The organism is Pedobacter zeae, from assembly GCF_014196715.1.
Lineage (GTDB): Bacteria > Bacteroidota > Bacteroidia > Sphingobacteriales > Sphingobacteriaceae > Pedobacter > Pedobacter zeae.
Genome location: NZ_JACIEF010000001.1, coordinates 1,403,857 through 1,423,771, shown reverse-complemented (window position 1 = coordinate 1,423,771; position 19,915 = coordinate 1,403,857). Strand labels below are relative to the sequence as shown.

Below are 19,915 nucleotides of genomic sequence, written 5' to 3'. Positions count from 1 at the left end.
CTTATTAGCTATCAATAAACAGTATTGGGATTTTTTAAAAAAAAAAAATGATTTTCCTGATACCCCCAAGGCTATACCTTGGCCGTATATACATTAACTAACCCAAACAAACTTCTTTTAATGGAGAAAAATGCGAAAAAGCTTTTAAACAAATACATCGCGGGTAATTGTACGCCCGAGGAGATGGCTGTTATTGAAGAGTGGTACCTGCACTTACCTGTTGATCAACAGGCGCCCCCACATTCACGGATAGAATCCAGTAAACAGGAAGTTTGGAACCGGTTAAGCCTCCGCACAACAACTTTAAAACGACTTACGGTAAAACGGTTTACCATGGCAGCAAGTATTGTGTTATGCCTGGGCGTTGGACTGTATTTTGTTGCACAGCGTGATGCTACGCCGTTAACGGCCAAAACCGAACTGAAAAATATCCTTCCCGGCGGGCATAAAGCGGTCCTTACCCTGGCCGATGGAACGGTTGTTAATCTGGACGATGCCAAAAACGGGCAAATAGCCAATCAAAGCGGGGTGGTTATCCGGAAGGCAAAAAATGGCCAGCTCGAGTATATCGTTACAGAACTTGCGAATGCAGCAGTAAGGGGCTCGAATACAATTGCCACACCCCGTGGGGGGCAATACCAGGTAAACCTGCCCGATGGAACAAAAGTTTGGCTTAATGCAGCCACCACTTTAACCTATCCTTACGCATTTGCAAAAAAGGAAAGGCAGGTGGAGTTGAGTGGTGAAGCTTATTTCGAAGTTGCTAAAGATCATACCCGTCCCTTTAGGGTAAAAACCGGAGCGCAAACGGTTGAGGTTTTAGGAACACATTTTAATATTAATGCCTACAGGGACGAAGCGATGGTTAAAACTACACTTTTAGAAGGTGCCGTAAAGGTAAGTACCCAATCGGGTTCGGTAAATCTGCACCCGGGCGAGCAATCGCAGTTCAATGCCAACAATGCCAGGTTATCGCTCAATGAACAGGTAGATACAGATAAGGAAATGGCCTGGAAAAACAATATTTTCTCTTTCGACAACGATGATCTGCAGAGCATTATGCGCCAGATTTCGCGCTGGTACGATGTAGATGTAGTTTACCAGGGCAAAATTACATCCGAAAAGTATATAGGGGAAATACCAAGAAACAGCAACCTGGAAGAGGTTTTTAAAATATTGGAACTTAACCATGTTCATATCGATGCCAGGGGCAAAGTATTAACCGTAACAGGAAATTAAAACAAAACGGCTTTTCTGTAAACAGCCACAAAAATCAACCAAACCATTAACCAACTAACTAAACTTTATGATGAAAAAATTACCAGAAATTTAGCAACGTACCTTTTTTTAAAAAAAAACCGAAAGCGCGACAACGCTTCCGGTAGAAATCTGGACAAGCAGCTTGCTTCGAAACCCAGCTGCTATTTTTTAACCTCATTCATTACAAAGGTATGAAATTAACTACCCTTTACAACCCCGTGTGCGACCCACGGAGGGTAAAGATTAAATTTTTATTGGTCATGAAATTGACTGCAATCTTATTATTGGTCGGTGCTTTACATTTGTCGGCAGCCACCTTTTCTCAAACCGTAACGCTCTCCCGCAGAAAAGCCTCGCTTAAACAGGTTTTTAAGGAGATAAAAAAGCAAACCGGCTATTTTTTCTTTTACAAAGGCCAGTTGCTGCAGGATAAACCTGAGGTAACCGTCGAGTTCAATAATGCATCGCTTACAGAAGCTTTAAATGCTGCTTTAAAAGATCAAAACCTGAGCTATACTATTGTTAACAAAACCATTGTGATTAACCGGAGGGAAAATGTACCGCTTGTTGTAACACGTGCGGCGGTAAAAATAGAGGTAAAAGGTGTAGTGATGGATAAAGCTACAGGCGAAACCCTTCCCGGCGTTAATGTTTCCCTTAAAAATGGTGCCAGTATAGGCATTACCAACGAGAAAGGTGAGTTTAAGGTCAATGTAGATGAAGGCAGCATCTTAGTTTTCAGTTATGTGGGCTATGAGTTGCAGGAAAGTAAGGTTACCGGCCCGAAAGCATTGAGAATTGAGCTGATTTCTAAAATGACACAAATGAACGATGTGGTGGTTACCGGTTACCAAACCATTAAAAAAGACAATTATACCGGTAACGCAGTTACCATATCGGGAGAACAGCTGAGAAGGGTAAATCCACAGAATTTGCTGCAAAGCATCGGCACATTCGATCCTTCATTTAAACTCATCGATAATAACCTTGCTGGCTCAAACCCTAACCGGATCCCCTCTATCAACGTTAGGGGAGCTTCTGCATTGCCCAGCGGCGACGGACAGGTATTGCGAAGGGATGAAATTCAGGGGAAAGCAAATATGCCTGTTTTCATGCTCGATGGCTACGAGGTGAGTGTAGAAAAGGTATTTGACCTGGATGTAAACCGGATTGCTTCAGTTACTTCATTAAAAGACGCAGCGGCCACAGCAATTTATGGTTCGCGCGCGGCCAATGGTGTAATTGTGATTACCACTAAAACACCTTTAGAAGGGAAATTGCGGGTAGAGTATAACTACGAACTGAATCTTACTGCTGCCGACCTGAGTGACTACCAGGTTTTAGATGCCGCGCAAAAACTGGATTACGAGGTTTTGGCAGGATTATACAACTCGGCGAAACAACAGGTACCGCAAGATCAGCTCGATGAAATTTATTATCACAAAAAAGCCAATGTTATTGGTGGGGTGAACAGTTATTGGTTATCACAACCCTTACGTAATACCATAGGCCATAAACACGCGATTAACCTGGATGGAGGCTCGCAGGCCTTCCGCTATAATGTAAACCTGCGCTACCAAACCCGGCCCGGAGCAATGAAGGGCTCAGAAAGAGACCAGTACTCGGGTGGAATGAGTTTTCAGTACAATGTGAAGAAACTTCAGTTCAGAAATGAATTATCCATTACACAGGTAGGCGCTACCGAATCTCCTTATGGCGATTTTTCCAACTACGTAAGGATGAACCCTTATTACCCGTTGAAAGATGCCAATGGCATGGCCATGAGGATTTCTGACGTATATGAAAAACAGGACCGGTCAAAAGAATATGTTTTTAATCCGTTATTCGATGCCAATCTAAGCAGTTTTAATAAATCGAAGTATACCGAAATTATCGATAACCTTTCTGCCGATTTAGAAGTGGCGAAAGACCTGAGGTTAAGGGCGCAGATGAGTGTAACCACACGGGCAAATTCTGACGATGTGTTCACCTCTCCGCAGGCCAATAAATATTACCTGTATACCACCGATAAAATTGATGAGAAAGGGGAATATACAAACCGCGAAATGAAAGAGACCTATTGGGACGGTAACATGAGGTTAACCTGGTTAAAGCAGATTGGAGGCAATTACTTTAATGCCTTGGTGGGGGTAAACGCCCGCACAGAGCTGCGCGATCAGAAAGAATTTACGGCCATTGGCTTTGCCAACGACCGTTTTACCAGCATAGGATTTGCCAAGGGTTATGCCGAAGATGGAAAACCACAAAGCAAGCTCGAAAAAGCCCGTTTATTTGGTTCTTTCTTTACGGTAAACTATTCGTACAAAAACCGGTATCTGATGGATGGTACGGTCCGTATTGATGGTTCTTCGAAATTCGGTGTGAACAATAAATTGGCCCCTTTCTGGTCGTTCGGTTTGGGTTGGAATGTGCACCAGGAAGCATTTCTGAAAGATAACCCGGTGATCAGCCAGCTCAGGATAAAAGCATCAACAGGTCTTACCGGTTCTGTAGAATTTGATCCTTACTTGTCAAAAACCATTTACAGGTACAATACGGGCAACTGGTATTCATCGGGTATTGGCGCCGGTGTAAACAGTTACGGAAATGAAAACCTCGGATGGCAAAAAACAAGGATGACCGATATAGGTGTAGATATTGGGCTTTTTAAAGACCGTGTAATGATTATGCCTAGGGTCTATAAAAAGTTTACCAAAGATATTCTGGCGGATATTACTTTACCTCCATCGACAGGGTTTTTATCTTATAAAGAAAACCTCGGAGACATGGAAAACAAAGGGGCCGAGCTGGGGATCAATGTAGAGGCAGTAAGGAGCAAAGACTGGTCGGTAAATCTTAATGCCAATATGGTTTCAAACAAAAACAAGGTAGTAAGGATCTCTAATGCATTAAAGCGGTACAACGACAGGGCAGACGAACTGCAATCGGTAAAACCGGGCGATGGCGGCTACCGGGGGATCCCACTGCTCAGGTTTAGCGAAGGGCAACCATTTAATGCCATTTATGGCGTGCGCTCCTTAGGCATAGATCCGGAAAACGGGCGTGAGCTATACGTTAAAAAAGATGGTACACTGACCTATGATTACGATAAGAGAGATTATGTGGTAATTGGCGATCCTAATCCTAAGGTAAGCGGCTACTTTGGCGGCACCGTTAACTATAAAAGGTTTAGCCTGTATGTACAGTTTCAAACCTTTTTCGGTGGTGATAAATACAACCTCACCCTGGTAGAACGTGTTGAAAATGCCGATCCAAGATATAACGTTGATAAACGGGTGTTCGAGGAAAAATGGAAGCAACCCGGCGACCTGTCTTTTTATAAAAATATAGCAGATAATGGAGAGACGGATGTAAGCTCGAGATTTATCCAGCCAGATAACCTGATCAACCTCCAATCAGTGAACCTTTCTTACGATATGAATAAAAAAATCGCATCCAAACTGTCGATGTCGAGCCTCATGTTCCAGGTAACGGCGAATGATGTGGTGCGGTGGTCGTCGGTAAAAGAAGAAAGGGGTATCAATTATCCATTTACCAGGAGTTTAACCTTTTCAATCAGAGCAGCTTTCTAAGCTGGATTAATTAACGGATTTAAAATATAAAAATATGAAGATTAGAGTGTTGATCTGCCTTTTTGTACTAACGGGATTGTGTTCTTCCTGCAAGAAGTGGCTGGAAGTTGAGCCTGAATCGGAAATAGCGGCCCCGATTTTATTCAGTACTGAAAGCGGCTTTATGGAAGCTATAAACGGCGTGTACAACCGCAGTACAGAATCAGACCTGTATGGCAAAGAGCTTACATTCGGTACAACGGAAGTTCTGGCGCAAAATTTTTCGATGCGTGATGACGGACAGGATTACCGGCAAACCTCATTGTATAATTATAAACATGGCGAGTTTATCAAAAGGAAGGATAAAATATGGGCAGGTTTATACAATGCCATTGTAAACTGTAACCTGATTCTGGAGAATGTAGATGCCAAAAAGAATATTTTTAGCGGCAGTAATTATGCAATCGTTAAAGGAGAAGCGCTTGCATTAAGGGCCTACTTTCATTTCGATTTATTACGGCTTTTTGCCCCTTCTTACCTGAGAAACGCCACGGCAAAAGGAATTCCCTATGCAAACCGCTATACCAAAGAGGTTACGCCGGTTTCGAGCGTATCCGAAACGATAGACCTCATTATTAAAGACCTGGAGCAATCGAAGCAATTATTAATGGCAGATCCGATCCGCAGTGCCGGTTATATTGTAAACTACCCTGTGGTTACCGATACGCTTAAAAATACAGAAGAGAAGAACCCCAGCCTTTTTTTACAAAACAGGAGGCACCGTTTAAATTATTATGCGGTGTGTGGTACACTTGCACGGGTATATCTGTATAAAAATGATAAAGTTAAGGCCCTGGCAAATGCAAAAGAGGTAATCGACTCCAAAAAATTCCCGTGGACAGCCAAAAGTGATTTTGAAGCGTTTGAAGATGCCAAGAAAGACCGTATCCTGTATAAAGAACTTGTTTTTGGATGGTACATACCTGGTGCAGCTAAAGAGATCAAAGACAATTGGTTTCAAAGTGGTACCCGGGGCTTTTACCTGATAGAGGATGCTGCCGATTATATTTATGAAAAGGCAACCGCCGGGGCTAGCGATTCCCGTTATAAGTACTGGTTATCGGCTACTTCCAATCAATCGTCAAGGTCTTACGACATTGTGAAATACCGCAGAAACCCTTTAAGCGCTGAGGCCAATGCAAACTTACATTATTTAATGGCTCCGGCCATCAGGCTTAGTGAGCTGTATTATATCGCTGCAGAATGTACCTATGCAAGTAATCCAACAGAGGCGGTAAACTACCTTAAACAGGTACGCGAAGCGAGGCAAATAGGCGATCCTTTATCCATCAATAATGAAGAAGACCTATTAAAAGAGCTACTTAAAGATGCACGCAAGGAGTGGTTGGCCGAAGGCCAGCTGTTCTATATGTACAAAAGGCTAAACAGGGGCATTGTAGGGCAAACCGGGGTAATCATTCCGGCTTCTGATAACATTTTCGTACTTCCTCTTCCTAATGATGAGGTGGTGTATGGGGGGCGGTAAAATAATCTGAAATTTTAGTAACAGCAAATTATGAAAATATATATATTAATGTTCGCCATCATCTGCCTTGTTTCTTGTAAGAAAGCAGAAGAAATGCGTTTTAACCACAGCGCAAATGTTTATTTCGACATTTACAACGGGGATAAAGACAGCATAGTAAGAACCTTCGCCTATAATCCGACACTGGCTCAGGATACGGTATGGCTGCCGGTACGTTTATCCGGGATCAGAACTGATGCAGAGCGGAAATTCAGTGCACGTGTAGATGCCGATTCTTCAACGGCCACACCCGGCCTGCATTATGAGGCATTAAAACCCCAATATTCCATTCTTCCGAACAGGGGAATAGGCTACATCCCGGTGGTTATCTATAATAAAGACCGGCAACTGGAAAACAGGTCGGTTTCGATACTGATCAAATTAACCGCGACACCCGATCTGGGCATCGAAAACCCTTACCTGATCAGGGCAAAGGTGGTATTCTCAGCCAAACTGGAAAAACCGGGTTGGTGGGATACCTGGCCGCTGCCGCCTTACTCCAGAACCAAACATGAGCTGTTTATCCTGGTAACTGCTCAGACCTCTCTTAGTACCGACGGACTTGATGCCCCAAAAAACCTCTATTATATAGGTTTATTAACCACGATGTTAAACAATCCGTTTAATTGGGTGACGAAAAATGCTGCAAAAGGTTATGTTATAGAAGAAGTTACTGCAGGCAATACCGATAGCTATTATTTCTACAACAAAAGCAACCCGTCTAAAAAAACGCTTTTGAGAAAAAACATGCAGAACGGTAAATATTATTTCATAGACGAAAATGGCAATGAGGTTATTTAAATAAAAGAATATGAATATTAAAAAATATATCTTATTAATAATGGGTGTGGTTGCTTTAGCCGCATGCCATAAAGACTTGGGTAATTACGATATCGATATGCCGGTAGAACCTAAATTGGTTAACCTCGATTCTGTTTATACCGCAAGTGTTGGCGATAGTTTGATCATCAAACCAAAAATTGAGGGAGCAGATGCAGCCAATATCGAACTTCAGTGGAGAATCAGTGTAATAGAAGGGAATGATGTTTTATATAACGGCCCTGCATTAAGGATCATTTTTGGCTTACAGGCTAAAAGATATGCCGCACGCCTTACCGTTTATAACAAAGCGAACGGGATGAAATACTTCCATAAATTTTATATTGATGGCGGAACCGAATTTGCGAAAGGCACAACCGTATTAAGCGTTGAAAATGGAGTAACACAGTTTTCGTTTGTAAAGCCGGATGGTAGCGTACAGGCCCGTTTATACCGGGCCATGCAAGGGAAAGACCTGCCAGCCAACCCTACCAATTTATTCTTGTTACGGAATACATTTACCGGGGGTACCTTATTGGGCTACTGGATTATTACCAAAAATGGCGGCATCAGGCTCGAACCCAATACCATGCAGGAAGACCCTAAATATCCCAATACACTGAAAGATAACTTTTTTACACCCCCCGATGGTTTGGAAGTGGGTTCTTTTGTTGCGCATCCGCAAGGAGTAATGATGGGTATTGTTAACGGCAAATTTTACGGAGGCACCACAAGTACCTGGGATCAGGCTGCTACTTACGGCATGTTTGGTTTGCCGGCCGATGGTGATTATGAACTGGCCCCATCTTTTGTAATGAGTTTTACACAGTCGGCTACTTATTTTATCGGATTCGACCGAAACCGGAAGCAGTTTGTAAGGATTAATGTTTATGGAACCCCTGTTTATTTTGGCACGCAGTATTCGGTTACCAACAATGCTTTTGATCCTTTAAGTGTTGGCATGGATCTTATTCATTTAGAGCAGCTTAATAATGCAGATTGCTTTGCTTATTGTAAAGGAACCGACGGTAAGGTTTATGAACTCAAGTTCAATGTTCAGTTTAACGGGCCATTCACCTTTACACCTCAGCATAAACGGCTGTTTGTGCGCCAGGACTTAATTAATGAAAACACCAAGTGGAGCGGTGCTAAAAATGGGGTAATCTATATTGCCAATGGCAGTAAAGTTTACCGTTACAACCCTGTAAATGAAGAGCTGAGGGAGCTGGCCACCAGCTTTAGCGGAAAAACAATTTCTATGCTAAAACTTAGCGAAGACGAAGAAACCCTGATGGTAGGAACAGAAGAAACCGTTTCTTTTTTAAATATAGCTACGGGAATGAACGGCGTACTGATTAAAAAGATTGAAGGTATACCAGGTGCCCCTGTCGATATCGCCATCAGAAACTGATCCCCCGAAACTGTATTCATATTAGCTTAATAATTTAACCTTAAAAAACATACAAATGAAAATCATAAAAGTGGCCATATTGATACTTCTAATCCCGGTCTTAATCCGGGCTCAGGCACCAAACTTTAGTTTAACTGGTAAAATAGGTTCGCTGGGTGCACCAGCTATGGCTTATATCGATTATATGGATAACGGTGTAGGCCATGAAGATTCGATAGCCCTGGTTAACGGAAATTTTAAATTTACCGGGCATATTTCCGGCTATACCTATGCCCGCATGGCCCTCGACCATACCGGTGGAGGTAAAGGCAAGGCCGTTTATACCGGCGATGTGATTTACTTTTATTTCGGCAAAGAGCAGGTTACCATTAGCTCAAAAGATTCTTTACAGAATGCTGTTTTTACGGGATCAAAGGTGTATCAGGAATACGAAGCCTATAATAAAGCCATTGGCGGTACCATTATGGCCCTTACCAAAGCCGTAAATATCGATTTTAACAAGGGAACACCCGAGCAGCAAAAAGATACGGCCTATGTGAAAGCAGTAGATCTGCGCTTCAGAAAAAAACTACAGGACAGAACGGATAAGCAGTTTCAATTTACCAAAGAACACCCAACTTCCTATTTCGCTTTGGTGGCACTTTCAGAAGCTGCCGGAAGTAAAGTAGATGTAAGCAGGGTAGAGCCTATTTTTAACGCGTTAAGCCAAGCATACCGCGAAACCGATATGGGCAAAGAACTGGCACAGCGTATGGCAGCAAGCCGTATTACCGCAGTAGGAAAAGCTGCACCCCTTTTTACCCAGAACAACGTGGTGGGCAAACCGGTTTCATTAGCCAGTTTAAGGGGAAAAGTGGTGCTGGTTGAGTTTTGGGCAAGCTGGTGCGGCCCATGCAGGGCAGAGAACCCTAACCTGGTAAAACAGTATCAAACGTATAAGGATAAAGGCTTCGAAATTATTTCGGTTTCACTGGATCATGTAAAAGAAAACTGGTTAGAGGCGATAGAAAAAGATGGTTTAGACTGGATTCATGTATCTGACCTGAAAGGCTGGAATAACGAAGTGGGCCGTTTATATGGGGTGCGTGCCGTACCTGCCAGTTTTCTGGTAGATGCAGAGGGCAAAATTATCGGAAATGGCCTCCGTGGCGAACCGTTAAACAAAAAGCTCGCTGAAATTTTCAATTAATTATTGGCTAAACTGATCTGGATAATGAAAAAGATTTTCACCTTATGCCTCCTGCTGGTTTCACTGTACACATTTGGAGTTGCGAAACATCGGGATAAAATTGCATTAAAGGTTTTGTACGTGGGTTATACTCCCAGCCGGCCAATGCCAAAAAACATAGTGTATTATTCTACTACACCCAACATCCCCGAAAAAGTATACAAAACCAGAATGGCAGATTTTAAAGCCTTCCTGGAACAGCGTTTTACCGAAGTTAGGGTAGTGGATGTGGCCGATTACAAAGCAGAAATGTCGGATGGCGTAGATGTAACTTTGATGGACGCCGGGCCGGTGGCGCTGCCGCCTGATTTTAACCGTCCGATGGTTTTAATGCATGCCATGGCGCCTAATGTAGGCTTGCCTTTGGGCTTAAAATTCGATTGGTACTGCCAATGTTTAGATGATGAAGCTTTAAACATTAAAACCAGTCATCCTATTTTTAATACCCCCAATGCCGTAAAACTTACCTTAGTAAAGAAGCCAACACCAGGTTCTTTTTTTAATGGCCATGAAGGTACGAAAACACCCAGGCAAATGGATATGTGGCAAGTGGTAAAAAGGGAAGGATCGGCTAAAGAACCTTATCTGATCGGTATGGTTTCGCATGGTGAAGGATTTAACGATTCGCCCGACGCAGAATCTATTTCGGGTGGTGTTTGCCTCAAAAATGCGGAGGCAGTAGCGCTGGGCCGACAGGGTAATTTTTTTATGTGGGGCTTTGCAGGATCGCCGGATTACATGACCGACGAAGCCAAAGATGTTTTTGTAAATGCCATTTGTTATATCAAAAAATTTGATCACCTCCAGGCTATTGTTAAAAAAGTGCAGATCGAAACCCGTAGCGGCATAGATGAACTGATTTACCGGTTAAACAAGGATCTTTACCATCAAGCCATTATTGCTCGAAAGGAAGGTAATCTGCGCATGCTGAAAATGCAGCAGGAATTAAAAGAAAAAAAGGCAAAAGGAGAAGACATTGGTCACGGTAACGAGATGTTTCTGAAAATGCCAGTAACCAACGATACCCAGTCTTTTGAAGATTATGTAAAAGGTTATGCCGGCGACAGTTTGTTTGCAGTTTACGGTACGAATATGAACCTGTACCACCAATACTACCGCCAAAATTATGAATATTTCTATCCTTCAGGTGCCTACACACTTCAGCTCGATCGCGATGCGCAAAAGTTGGGTATTTCTAACCGTAAAATAGCCCTTTTAGATCAATGTGTACATTTGTTGGAAATAAACAAAGATGTAGCCATGGCGCAACGCCTGCTTGAACGTTATACCACTGAAAAGTTTAATACTGCTGCCGATTGGAGAAAATGGCTCAACCAAAACCGCCATAACCTGTTTTATACCGAATCAGGTGGGTTTAAATTCATGGTTAATACTTACGGTAAAAGTAGTGCTGTTACAGCTCGGCAAAGTTATCAATTGCCAAAAGCAGTTATAAGTGGTGAACCTACCACGGCCGATCCGGTTGCCGTTTCGGCAAAGTTTATTCCGGGTAACGGAGCTAAAAAAGACAGCCTGCTTATCGAAGCCAAAATATTAAAGGGCTGGCACATTTATGCTTATGTACCTAAAGATAACCCATTTGTGGTAACCGAAACCCGCCTCGAACTTCCGGAGGGGGCAGTGGCCGACCGGGAATGGAAAACTACAGCAGCAGTTCCTTATCCGGGCAACGATGGCATGTTTATTTTTGAAGGAAAAGCAAACTTCAGGATCATGATCGATTATAATAAGGCAAAAGCCGGAACTAAGATTAAATGCGGCCTGTATTACCAGGTGTGCGATGAAAATAAATGTTATCCACCGAAAGAGAAAATAGTAGAAATACTCATTTAAGCTACTTATACACGCGATGGGGCCATTTTGCAGGCCTCATCGCCTTTACCCAAACACATATGAAACTTTTTTTAAGGCTTTGCCTGTTGGCAATGCTAAATGTAATGGCCGTTATTTCGCTGTGGGCGCAATCTCCGGCAGGTCAGGCCAGTTCCCTTCACCAGCAGCTGCTGGCTGAAAGGATTGCATTACCCGCACCCGATTTTACCTTAAAGGACCTCGACGGGAAGGAGATCTCGTTAAAAGATTTAAAAGGAAAAGTAATTGTACTCGATTTCTGGTCGACCTGGTGTGTACCCTGCAAAAAATCTTTTCCGGCGATGCAACTTGCTGTTAATGCTTATAAAAATGATCCATCGGTAAAGTTTTTATTTATCCACACCTGGGAAACGAGCAAAACGCCAGTTGAAGATGTAAAAAAATACATGGCGCAATCGGGTTTTAATTTTCAGGTACTGATGGACATGAAAGACGGTGAAGGGCGTCATGCAACAGTTGAGAATTATGGTGTAAGTGCCATCCCCGCGAAATTCGTTATCGATAAAGCAGGTAAAATTATATTTAAACTTACCGGTTTCGCCGGAACCGATGCCGCTGCACTCGAAGAACTTTCAGAGCGGATTGCATTGGCAAAAAATCGTAAATAAATAATGAATAACACGATCAGAGCGTTAGCCGTAACCTTAATAATACTGGTTAATCTGGGTGCTGCTGCGCAGAACAAGCAGGTTGCCAAATTTCAGCATACCATTGCCCAGGCGGTTAAAAAAGCATATCCTGCAAGTGTGCGGATGTGGAGTTTTGATGTACAGCAGAACCAAAGAACCGGTGGCCAGTTTAGCGGAGTGGTAGTGAGTGCCGATGGTTATATTTTAACGGCTGCTCATACCATTTTACCGGGTAAAAACTACAAGGTTTTTTTCCCTGACGGACGGCAATGCATTGCAATGGCATTAGGTAAAATAGACACTAAAGAAAGCCCCGGTATTCCGGATGTAGGCATGATGAAAATTACCGATAAAGGCACTTACCCTTTTGCAGAAATGGGATATTCGGCCAGTTTGCTTAAAAATGAACCTTGCATCAGTATTTCCTATCCCGAAAGCCTGAACCAAAGTCTGCCCACCTTAAGGTTGGGCACTATAGCTGAAGTGAAGAACGAATATGGTTTTATCCGCTCCACCTGCAAAATGGAACCGGGCGATTCTGGTGGCCCCTTGTTCGATTATTATGGTCGTGTAATTGGCTTGCACAGTGCCATTGATATTGCTGAGGACATGAATTTCGAAGTCCCTGTTGACCTTTACCGTCGTTATTGGACAGCCTTAAACCATGAAACACTTTATACCGCTTTTCCTGAAAAGACCGATAGTGTGAAAGCCGATCCCTTATTTTCCTTAATGCAGAAAGAAAGCAAAAAAAAGGCTTTGCACCCTGATTTTGAGGTGCCAACGATTAAAAACAGTTGCTTAACCATCAAAAGCGTTATGAAAGGACAAAACCAAAAGATTGCTGCCTGCTTATTAAATGTTAAAACCTCAGGCGGAGCCATAAAACAGTTTTTACTAAGCAAAAACACCATGGTTGGAGAAGAAGCACAATGCGATATTGATGGAACTGCAGTGAAGGTCAAATTCATTGGAAAAGACAAGGAAAACGACCTGGTTTTATTTGCTCTTGAACGGCAGGTAAGTGGAGGGATTGACTTAACTTTTTCCGATACAGCCAGCGTTAAAGCAGAGATGGGCAGACTGCTCTATAGTATAAATCCAACCGGTAAAATAGTGCGCAGTGTTTTAGGCAGTACGTTATTTAATTTACCAAAAATTAATAACCAGCCTTATCTTGGCGCCATGGTAGTGTACAACTCGAGCCCGGTTCAGTTTTCCTTGGTTAAAGCCGGCAGCCCGGCAGAAAAAGCAGGAATAAAGGTGGGCGATGAACTGATCAGCATTAACGGAAAAACCATCGGTAAAGCAAGTGAATTTGCTCCCGAAATCTTAAAGTACTGGGCAGATGATGAGGTTACTTTTGAGTGGACAAATGCAGCTGGTAAAATGAGCAAAACTTTCAGGCTCGAGGCAAGGGCACAATCGGTCTTTAACCACCCAGCAGAGAAATTTGAAGGTGGAAAATCAGAACGAAGAGACGACTTTAATGCTGTTTTTACGCACGATGCCGCCATTAAAGCAAAAGCCTGCGGATCGCCCGTTTTCGACTGGGAAGGTCGTTTTTACGGGATCAATATCGCCAGGTTTAGCCGGACAACTACAGTGGTGGTGCCCAAAAAGACAATCGTTGATTTTGTTTTGAAGGCAACACGATAAATATCATCCCGGTCTTACCGAAAAATAAATGTTGTGCTGAGCGCCGTGAAGAATCTCAGGTCAGATAGTGAAGGACTAAGGACCTAACCATTCAATAACGTTATGTAAAAAGATTCTTCACGGCGTTCAGAATGACAACTATTTTTTGTTGCACTGACCCCGCTTAACTAAACCTTATTGTAGCGGCTATCCTTTTTGGTGCAGCGCCAAACAACCAGCAATAACATCCACAAAAAGATAGAAGCGGAAAGAAGGGCTACCCGGACCGAATAGTACTGTACCTGCTTTCCAAAAAGGAGACGTTATATTTGTTTTTGGAGCGCAGTGCCTGTACAACGATCAATGTTTGTTCCCGTTCTCCGCTATATCCTTTCGCTGCGCTTCAGGGATGCCGCTACGCCCGGGGCTAAAAACACAGTTATTGCAAAGAACAAAGTGCAAAATGCTATTTTTTTTTTTATTGCTTAATGTCTCACCGACCAATACTTAGTGTTCCATGTAAAAGATTCTTCACTACGTTCAGAATGACAACTCTTTTTTTTATACCATTTTTATTGCACTGCCCTCGGTTAACTAAACCTTATTGCAGCGGCTATCCTTTTTGGTGCAGCGCCAAACAACCAGCAATAACATCCACAAAAAGATAGAAGCGGAAAGAAGGACTACCCGGACCGAATAGCACTGTACCAGCTTTCCAAAAAGGAGATGTTATATGTTTATGGAGCGCAGTGTCGGGGGCAACTATTAAAGTTTGTTCCCGTTCTCCGCTATACCCTTTCGCTGCGCTTCAGGGATGCCGCTACGCACGGGGCTAAAAATACAGGTACTGCAAAGAACAAAGTGCAAATTGCTATTTCTATTTCTTCAACAGCGTATCAATCTCTGTATTAAATTCTTTTACAAATTCATCATAAAATTTACCGGTGGCCGGACCATTAAAGCCTGTATGGATTTGTGCTACGTTACCCTGTTTATCGATAATGATCGTGGTTGGAAACGATAAAAAAGAGTCGAGCGCAGGCAACGATTCAGCTACTACCTGTTTATCGGCTGTACCGGCCAGAACCTGGTCGTATTCGATGCCAAAACGTTCGCGGAAACGGTTCATTATTTTTTTTGCATATGCCGGCTCGGTTGACCGTTCGTAATGTAAGGCAATAATTTCTACCCCGCGCTTTTTGTTTGCTTTATACCATGGAGCCATAAAACCAGCTTCATCAACGCAGTTAGGGCACCAGCTGCCGGTAATGGTTAAGATCACGACTTTGTTCTTGTACTTTTCGTCTTTTAGCGAGATCTTTTTGCCCTCAACATCCGGAAAGCTAAAATCGAGTGTTTTGTATCCCTTTTTTAAGTAGGTAAGTTGATATGGATCAGGTAGGGCAGCATCTTTATTTTTCATGCCGGTAAAAGGCTGGCTGCCTCTTGCATTTAAAATTTCACCTTTAATTGAGCCATCAGCCTGGAAAGTACCTTTGTAATAGGCAGGAGAGGAACCGATAAAACTCGACAGCTGAAATTCATTTCCTTCTACCACACCTTCGAGGTAGCGCGAATCGCCGGTTATCCGTAAAAACGTTCCGGTAAGTTTATTGCCTGTTTGTTTAAATAAGCCTACTGTTTTTTCGTCCTGACCATTAGGCGATTTAAAAACTACATCATAACTGCCTGAATAATCTGCTGTGGCAGGCTTATTAAGCGTTTCGAAGCGATAATTCTTACGTTCGGCTGCAATATTTAAAGGTTTGCCTGTTTTATCCTGTTTTCTTAATACACCGGTTAAATGATCTGAATCTATAATAGCAAATGACAGTTCATTATCAAACTGATCGAGCTTTACGAATAAGGAATCGCCCGATTGTTTTACTAAGCCACCTTCAAATCTTTCCTCGGCATTACGGAAATAGAGTTTTTGTGGTCCGCTTTTTTCATTGATTTCGAAGTTGAATGGAATATTTAATCCTTCTTTAACTTTAGCTATCCCGCGCCAGGTACCTGCTGCAACAAAGGCTTTTGCCTTTTTTTCTTTGGCTGTTTGTTGATTATTAGCCAGTACAGCCTGTTGTTGTGCAAAGGTTATGGAGCCTGATACAGCCAGTATGGTGGTAAATATGGATTTTAAATTCATCGTAATGTGGGTTAATCGACTAAATTGGTCGACAAATATACGGACGAAATCGCCAAAGAAAAAATTGTTGAATAAAATTCTATAAAAACTATAGGATAAATGGAATTAATTATACCTTTGCACCAGTTATTTTAAAATACTTATCAAGAAAGGTGGAGGGAATGGCCCTGTGAAACCTTAGCAACCATCTGATTTCAGAAATGGTGCTAATTCCATCCCGGATGAATCCGGGGTAGTTAAGTCGGTTGTTTGCGTTATCCTTCAAAATACAGGATGCACTTCTGATTTAAAGGGGTGCTTTTTTGCTCCGGATGCATGCTTGATCAGTAAATATATTTTATAGAAAATCATAGAAATGAAAAACACTGACTACCTAAAATCCATTAATGCAAATTTTCGAGCCTATTTCCGAATGTGCATGTCCTGTTAGATCAATACGGTTAACAGGCTTTTAAGCTAACCATTTCTTTTAGTTCATTCGTATTACATGGCTTCCAGCCGTGAGTAAATCGTTTTGCCAAAATTTTATCCATAATCTAATTATTAATTATATACACATGTTCACAAATTTTAAATCAACAGTGATTATCCTGCTGCTCTTTATCACGCAGCAGTTGTTCGCTCAAAACGCCACGGTTACCGGAACGGTGAAATCGGCAGATGGTGAAACATTACCTGGCGTTTCTATTATTATAAAAGAAACCAAACAAGCTACCATTACCGATGGTAAGGGCGCTTTTTCAATCAGTGCACCAGAAAAGGGCACTTTGGTGTTTTCTTATATAGGCTTTAAAACCCAAGAGATGCCGATCAGTAATAACGGACCGGTTTCAGTGGTTCTCCAATCAAGCGATAATGCCCTCGATGAGGTGGTGGTTACTGCTTTGGGCATTTCGAGGGAAAAAAAGTCGTTAGGTTACGCCGTACAGGAATTGAAAGGGCAGAGTATAGCTGAAGCAAAAGAATCTAACCTGGTAAATGCACTGGCCGGGAAAATTGCCGGTGTAAGGGTTACCAACAGCCAGGGAAGCATGGGTTCATCACGTGTAGTGATCAGGGGAGAAACTTCCATTGCAGGGAACAACCAGCCCTTATTTGTTGTGGATGGTATCCCTGTGGATAATTCACAGTTAAATTCGGCAGGTGCAAGGGATTATGCCAATACCATTTCGGATATCAACCCGGAAGATATCGAATCGATGAGCGTGTTAAAGGGGCCGAATGCAGCTGCATTATATGGCTCGAGGGCTGCAGCGGGGGTAATTCTCATTAAAACCAAAACAGGTAAATCGAAAAAAGGATTGGGTATTGCCATCAACTCCAATGCGGTATTAGAAACCCTGCTTACGCTCCCGGTTTATCAAAACGCTTTCGGTCAGGGGTCTGAAGGTAAATTTAGTTACGTAGATGGTGCGGGTAAAGGATTAAATGACGGGGTAGATGAGAGCTGGGGCCCCAAACTGGATGGAAGGCTGATCCCCCAGTTTTATTCGAAAGGGGTGGCGGTTCCGTTTATTGCACATCCGGATAATGTGCGCGATTTCTTTCAAACCGGTTATTCCTTAAACAATGGGATATCGGTTGCCGATGCAGGAGAAAAATACGATTACCGGATTTCGTACAATAACCTGAAACAGGTGGGTATTGTGCCTAATTCAGGGCAGGGGAAAAATTCATTTGTACTGAATACCACCTTAAGAATCACCCCGAAATTAAGCCTAACGGCCAATGCAAATTACAATAAACTTAATTCCGACAATTTACCGGGTACCGGCGGCTCCCGTTCAACCAGTACCATGTTGCAGTTTACCTGGTTTGGTCGCCAGGTTGATATTAACCAGTTGAAAAATTATCTGGATGAAAATGGAAAAACCTTTAACTGGAACAACAGCTATTACAGCAACCCGTATTGGGTAGCTTACGAAAATACGGTTTCGCAAAACCGCAGCCGCATTATAGGTAGTTTGGCCCTTAATTATAAAATTATTGATGGCCTTGATTTCAATTTCAGATCGGGTACCGATTATTACAACGACAGGCGTAAAATCCGCATTGCTTACGGCACCAACGGAACACCTTTTGGTTCTTATACCGAAAGTGCCTTTACGGTGAGCGAAAATAATACCGATGCCACCTTAAACTTTAACAAACAGTTGAACGATGATTTTAGCTTAGAATTATTGGGTGGGGGTAACATCCGCAGGCAATACATAGAACAGAACGACCAAAGTGCACCGAAATTGGCCATTGCCGGACTTTATACGCTTAAAAACTCACGCGATCCCCTGGTTTCATCCAATAATCTATCGAGGTTAAAATCGTATAGTATTTATGCATCAGGGCAGATCGGTTTCAGGAATTACCTTTTTGCCAACATCACGGCACGTAACGATTGGTCGTCTACCTTGCCGGCGCAAAACAGATCTTACTTTTACCCATCATTTAACGGAAGTTTTGTGGCTACCGAAGCATTCGATATTAAAAGTGAAGCCCTTAATTATTTAAAAATCCGTGGGGGTTGGTCGAAAGTAGGAAAAGATGCCGATCCTTACCGTTTAATTAATACTTATGTATTCAGCGCGCCGTTTTATGGCAATCCTCAGCTGACCACCGGCACTATCGACTTAAATCCTAACTTAAAGCCTGAAACAACCACATCTACAGAATTGGGCGTTGAAGCAGTTTTCTTTAATAAGCGATTACGCTTCGATTTAAGTGCTTACAATACCAATAGTTATAACCAGATTTTAGCTGCCGATGTAAGCCAGAGTACGGGTTTTAGCTCAAAATTACTTAATGCCGGTAAAATCAACAACAAAGGGGTAGAGGTACAATTGGGCATCACCCCAATCAAAAAAACATTTACCTGGGACATTGATTTCAATTTCGCCGCGAACAGGAGCAGGGTAATTGAGTTGGATGCTGAAAAATTGCTGACCAATTATGTGGTAGCCTCAAACTCAGCCCAGGTGATTGCAACGGTAGGGCAGCCTTATGGATCGTTGTTCGGCTCAGCCTTTTTAAGGGATGCTAACGGAAACATTATTGTTAATGCTACAGGCGCACCTGCTACAAACCCAACCAAACAGGTATTAGGGAAATATACGCCTGATTGGATTGGTGGAGTTTACAACACGTTTACCTATAAAGGAATCAGTTTAGGTGTCTTGATTGATGCCAGCATTGGAGGTTCTATTTACAATGGTACTTACGCTACCGGAACTTATACGGGGGTTTTGGCATCAACACTTCCGGGCAGGGCAGCCGAATATGGCGGTATTTCCTACTACTACCCGGATAACAAAAAAGAAAATGGTACCGTAAGGGTAAACGGATCTGCTCCGGCAGGTGTTACCGTGTACGATGACGGGATTATTTTTGATGGGGTAACTGCCGATGGCAAACGCAACGAGAAAATATTGCCTGCCCAACAGTATTACAAATCTTTCAGAAATATAGACGAAGCCAATATTTTCAGTGCTTCTTATGTTAAACTCCGTGAGGTGAAATTAAGCTATAATTTACCTGCAAAATGGATCCGTCCGTTAAGTTTACAAGGGGTTTCGGTATCACTTGTGGGGCGTAACCTTTGGATCATTCACCGCAATACGGTTGATATCGATCCTGAAGTAGCCTTCAATATCGGTAATGGCCAGGGTTTGGAAAGTTTATCCAATCCGAGCACACGCAGTTATGGTATCAACCTGAATGTTAAATTTTAAATATTCTCA

The 19,915-nt window shown here is 42.6% G+C and carries 11 protein-coding genes and 1 riboswitch; of the genes, 10 read left to right on the top strand and 1 reads right to left on the bottom strand.

The features are described from left to right. Positions 1–120: 120 nt before the first annotated feature. From GGQ60_RS05915 to GGQ60_RS05875, 9 genes are all read left to right on the top strand, one after another. Positions 121–1,239 (top strand): FecR family protein, encoded by a 1,119-nt coding sequence (locus tag GGQ60_RS05915; protein WP_183760804.1) that lies wholly within the window; start codon positions 121–123, stop codon positions 1,237–1,239. Between the two features lie 281 nt (positions 1,240–1,520). Next, the gene (locus GGQ60_RS05910; RefSeq protein WP_183760802.1) at positions 1,521–4,853 is read left to right on the top strand and encodes a SusC/RagA family TonB-linked outer membrane protein; all 3,333 of its coding nucleotides are present in this window, start codon (positions 1,521–1,523) and stop codon (positions 4,851–4,853) included. Between the two features lie 34 nt (positions 4,854–4,887). Then, complete coding sequence (locus GGQ60_RS05905) at positions 4,888–6,378, top strand: RagB/SusD family nutrient uptake outer membrane protein (RefSeq protein WP_183760800.1); 1,491 nt, start codon at positions 4,888–4,890, stop codon at positions 6,376–6,378. A 30-nt stretch (positions 6,379–6,408) separates the two neighbouring features. Then, the gene (locus GGQ60_RS05900) at positions 6,409–7,218 is read left to right on the top strand and encodes a DUF4843 domain-containing protein (protein ID WP_183760798.1); all 810 of its coding nucleotides are present in this window, start codon (positions 6,409–6,411) and stop codon (positions 7,216–7,218) included. Between the two features lie 10 nt (positions 7,219–7,228). Further along, positions 7,229–8,647, top strand: a complete 1,419-nt coding sequence (locus GGQ60_RS05895) for a PKD-like family lipoprotein (RefSeq protein ID WP_183760796.1) — start codon at positions 7,229–7,231, stop codon at positions 8,645–8,647. A 55-nt stretch (positions 8,648–8,702) separates the two neighbouring features. Next, on the top strand, positions 8,703–9,836 hold the full coding sequence (locus tag GGQ60_RS05890) for a TlpA disulfide reductase family protein (protein ID WP_183760794.1): 1,134 nt from the start codon (positions 8,703–8,705) through the stop codon (positions 9,834–9,836). A gap of 24 nt (positions 9,837–9,860) precedes the next feature. Next, the gene (locus GGQ60_RS05885; RefSeq protein WP_183760792.1) at positions 9,861–11,729 is read left to right on the top strand and encodes a protein-disulfide reductase DsbD domain-containing protein; all 1,869 of its coding nucleotides are present in this window, start codon (positions 9,861–9,863) and stop codon (positions 11,727–11,729) included. A gap of 59 nt (positions 11,730–11,788) precedes the next feature. Further along, positions 11,789–12,376, top strand: coding sequence for a TlpA family protein disulfide reductase (locus GGQ60_RS05880; protein WP_183760790.1), 588 nt, complete (start codon positions 11,789–11,791; stop codon positions 12,374–12,376). A gap of 3 nt (positions 12,377–12,379) precedes the next feature. Continuing rightward, positions 12,380–14,056: a trypsin-like peptidase domain-containing protein gene (locus GGQ60_RS05875; protein ID WP_183760788.1), complete on the top strand. Its 1,677-nt coding sequence runs from the start codon at positions 12,380–12,382 to the stop codon at positions 14,054–14,056. A gap of 856 nt (positions 14,057–14,912) precedes the next feature. Here the strand turns inward: GGQ60_RS05875 and GGQ60_RS05870 are convergent. Continuing rightward, on the bottom strand, positions 14,913–16,184 hold the full coding sequence (locus GGQ60_RS05870) for a TlpA disulfide reductase family protein (protein WP_183760786.1): 1,272 nt from the start codon (positions 16,182–16,184) through the stop codon (positions 14,913–14,915). Between the two features lie 137 nt (positions 16,185–16,321). Then, positions 16,322–16,427: riboswitch (SAM riboswitch) on the top strand. A 314-nt stretch (positions 16,428–16,741) separates the two neighbouring features. On the opposite strand from GGQ60_RS05870, the gene GGQ60_RS05865 reads away from it, so the two are divergent. Next, a complete protein-coding gene (locus GGQ60_RS05865; protein WP_183760784.1) occupies positions 16,742–19,906 on the top strand; it encodes a SusC/RagA family TonB-linked outer membrane protein in 3,165 nt (1,054 codons plus the stop codon). Positions 19,907–19,915 lie beyond the last annotated feature (9 nt).

What these genes read in the sequence shown, in the direction of transcription:
- GGQ60_RS05895 (WP_183760796.1), top strand. Translation starts at nt 7,229, where the DNA reads ATGAATATTAAAAAATATATCTTATTAATAATGGGTGTGGTTGCTTTA.
- GGQ60_RS05880 (WP_183760790.1), top strand. Translation starts at nt 11,789, where the DNA reads ATGAAACTTTTTTTAAGGCTTTGCCTGTTGGCAATGCTAAATGTAATG.
- GGQ60_RS05865 (WP_183760784.1), top strand. Translation starts at nt 16,742, where the DNA reads ATGTTCACAAATTTTAAATCAACAGTGATTATCCTGCTGCTCTTTATC.
- GGQ60_RS05885 (WP_183760792.1), top strand. Translation starts at nt 9,861, where the DNA reads ATGAAAAAGATTTTCACCTTATGCCTCCTGCTGGTTTCACTGTACACA.
- GGQ60_RS05890 (WP_183760794.1), top strand. Translation starts at nt 8,703, where the DNA reads ATGAAAATCATAAAAGTGGCCATATTGATACTTCTAATCCCGGTCTTA.
- GGQ60_RS05900 (WP_183760798.1), top strand. Translation starts at nt 6,409, where the DNA reads ATGAAAATATATATATTAATGTTCGCCATCATCTGCCTTGTTTCTTGT.
- GGQ60_RS05910 (WP_183760802.1), top strand. Translation starts at nt 1,521, where the DNA reads ATGAAATTGACTGCAATCTTATTATTGGTCGGTGCTTTACATTTGTCG.
- GGQ60_RS05905 (WP_183760800.1), top strand. Translation starts at nt 4,888, where the DNA reads ATGAAGATTAGAGTGTTGATCTGCCTTTTTGTACTAACGGGATTGTGT.
- GGQ60_RS05870 (WP_183760786.1), bottom strand. Translation starts at nt 16,184, where the DNA reads ATGAATTTAAAATCCATATTTACCACCATACTGGCTGTATCAGGCTCC.
- GGQ60_RS05875 (WP_183760788.1), top strand. Translation starts at nt 12,380, where the DNA reads ATGAATAACACGATCAGAGCGTTAGCCGTAACCTTAATAATACTGGTT.
- GGQ60_RS05915 (WP_183760804.1), top strand. Translation starts at nt 121, where the DNA reads ATGGAGAAAAATGCGAAAAAGCTTTTAAACAAATACATCGCGGGTAAT.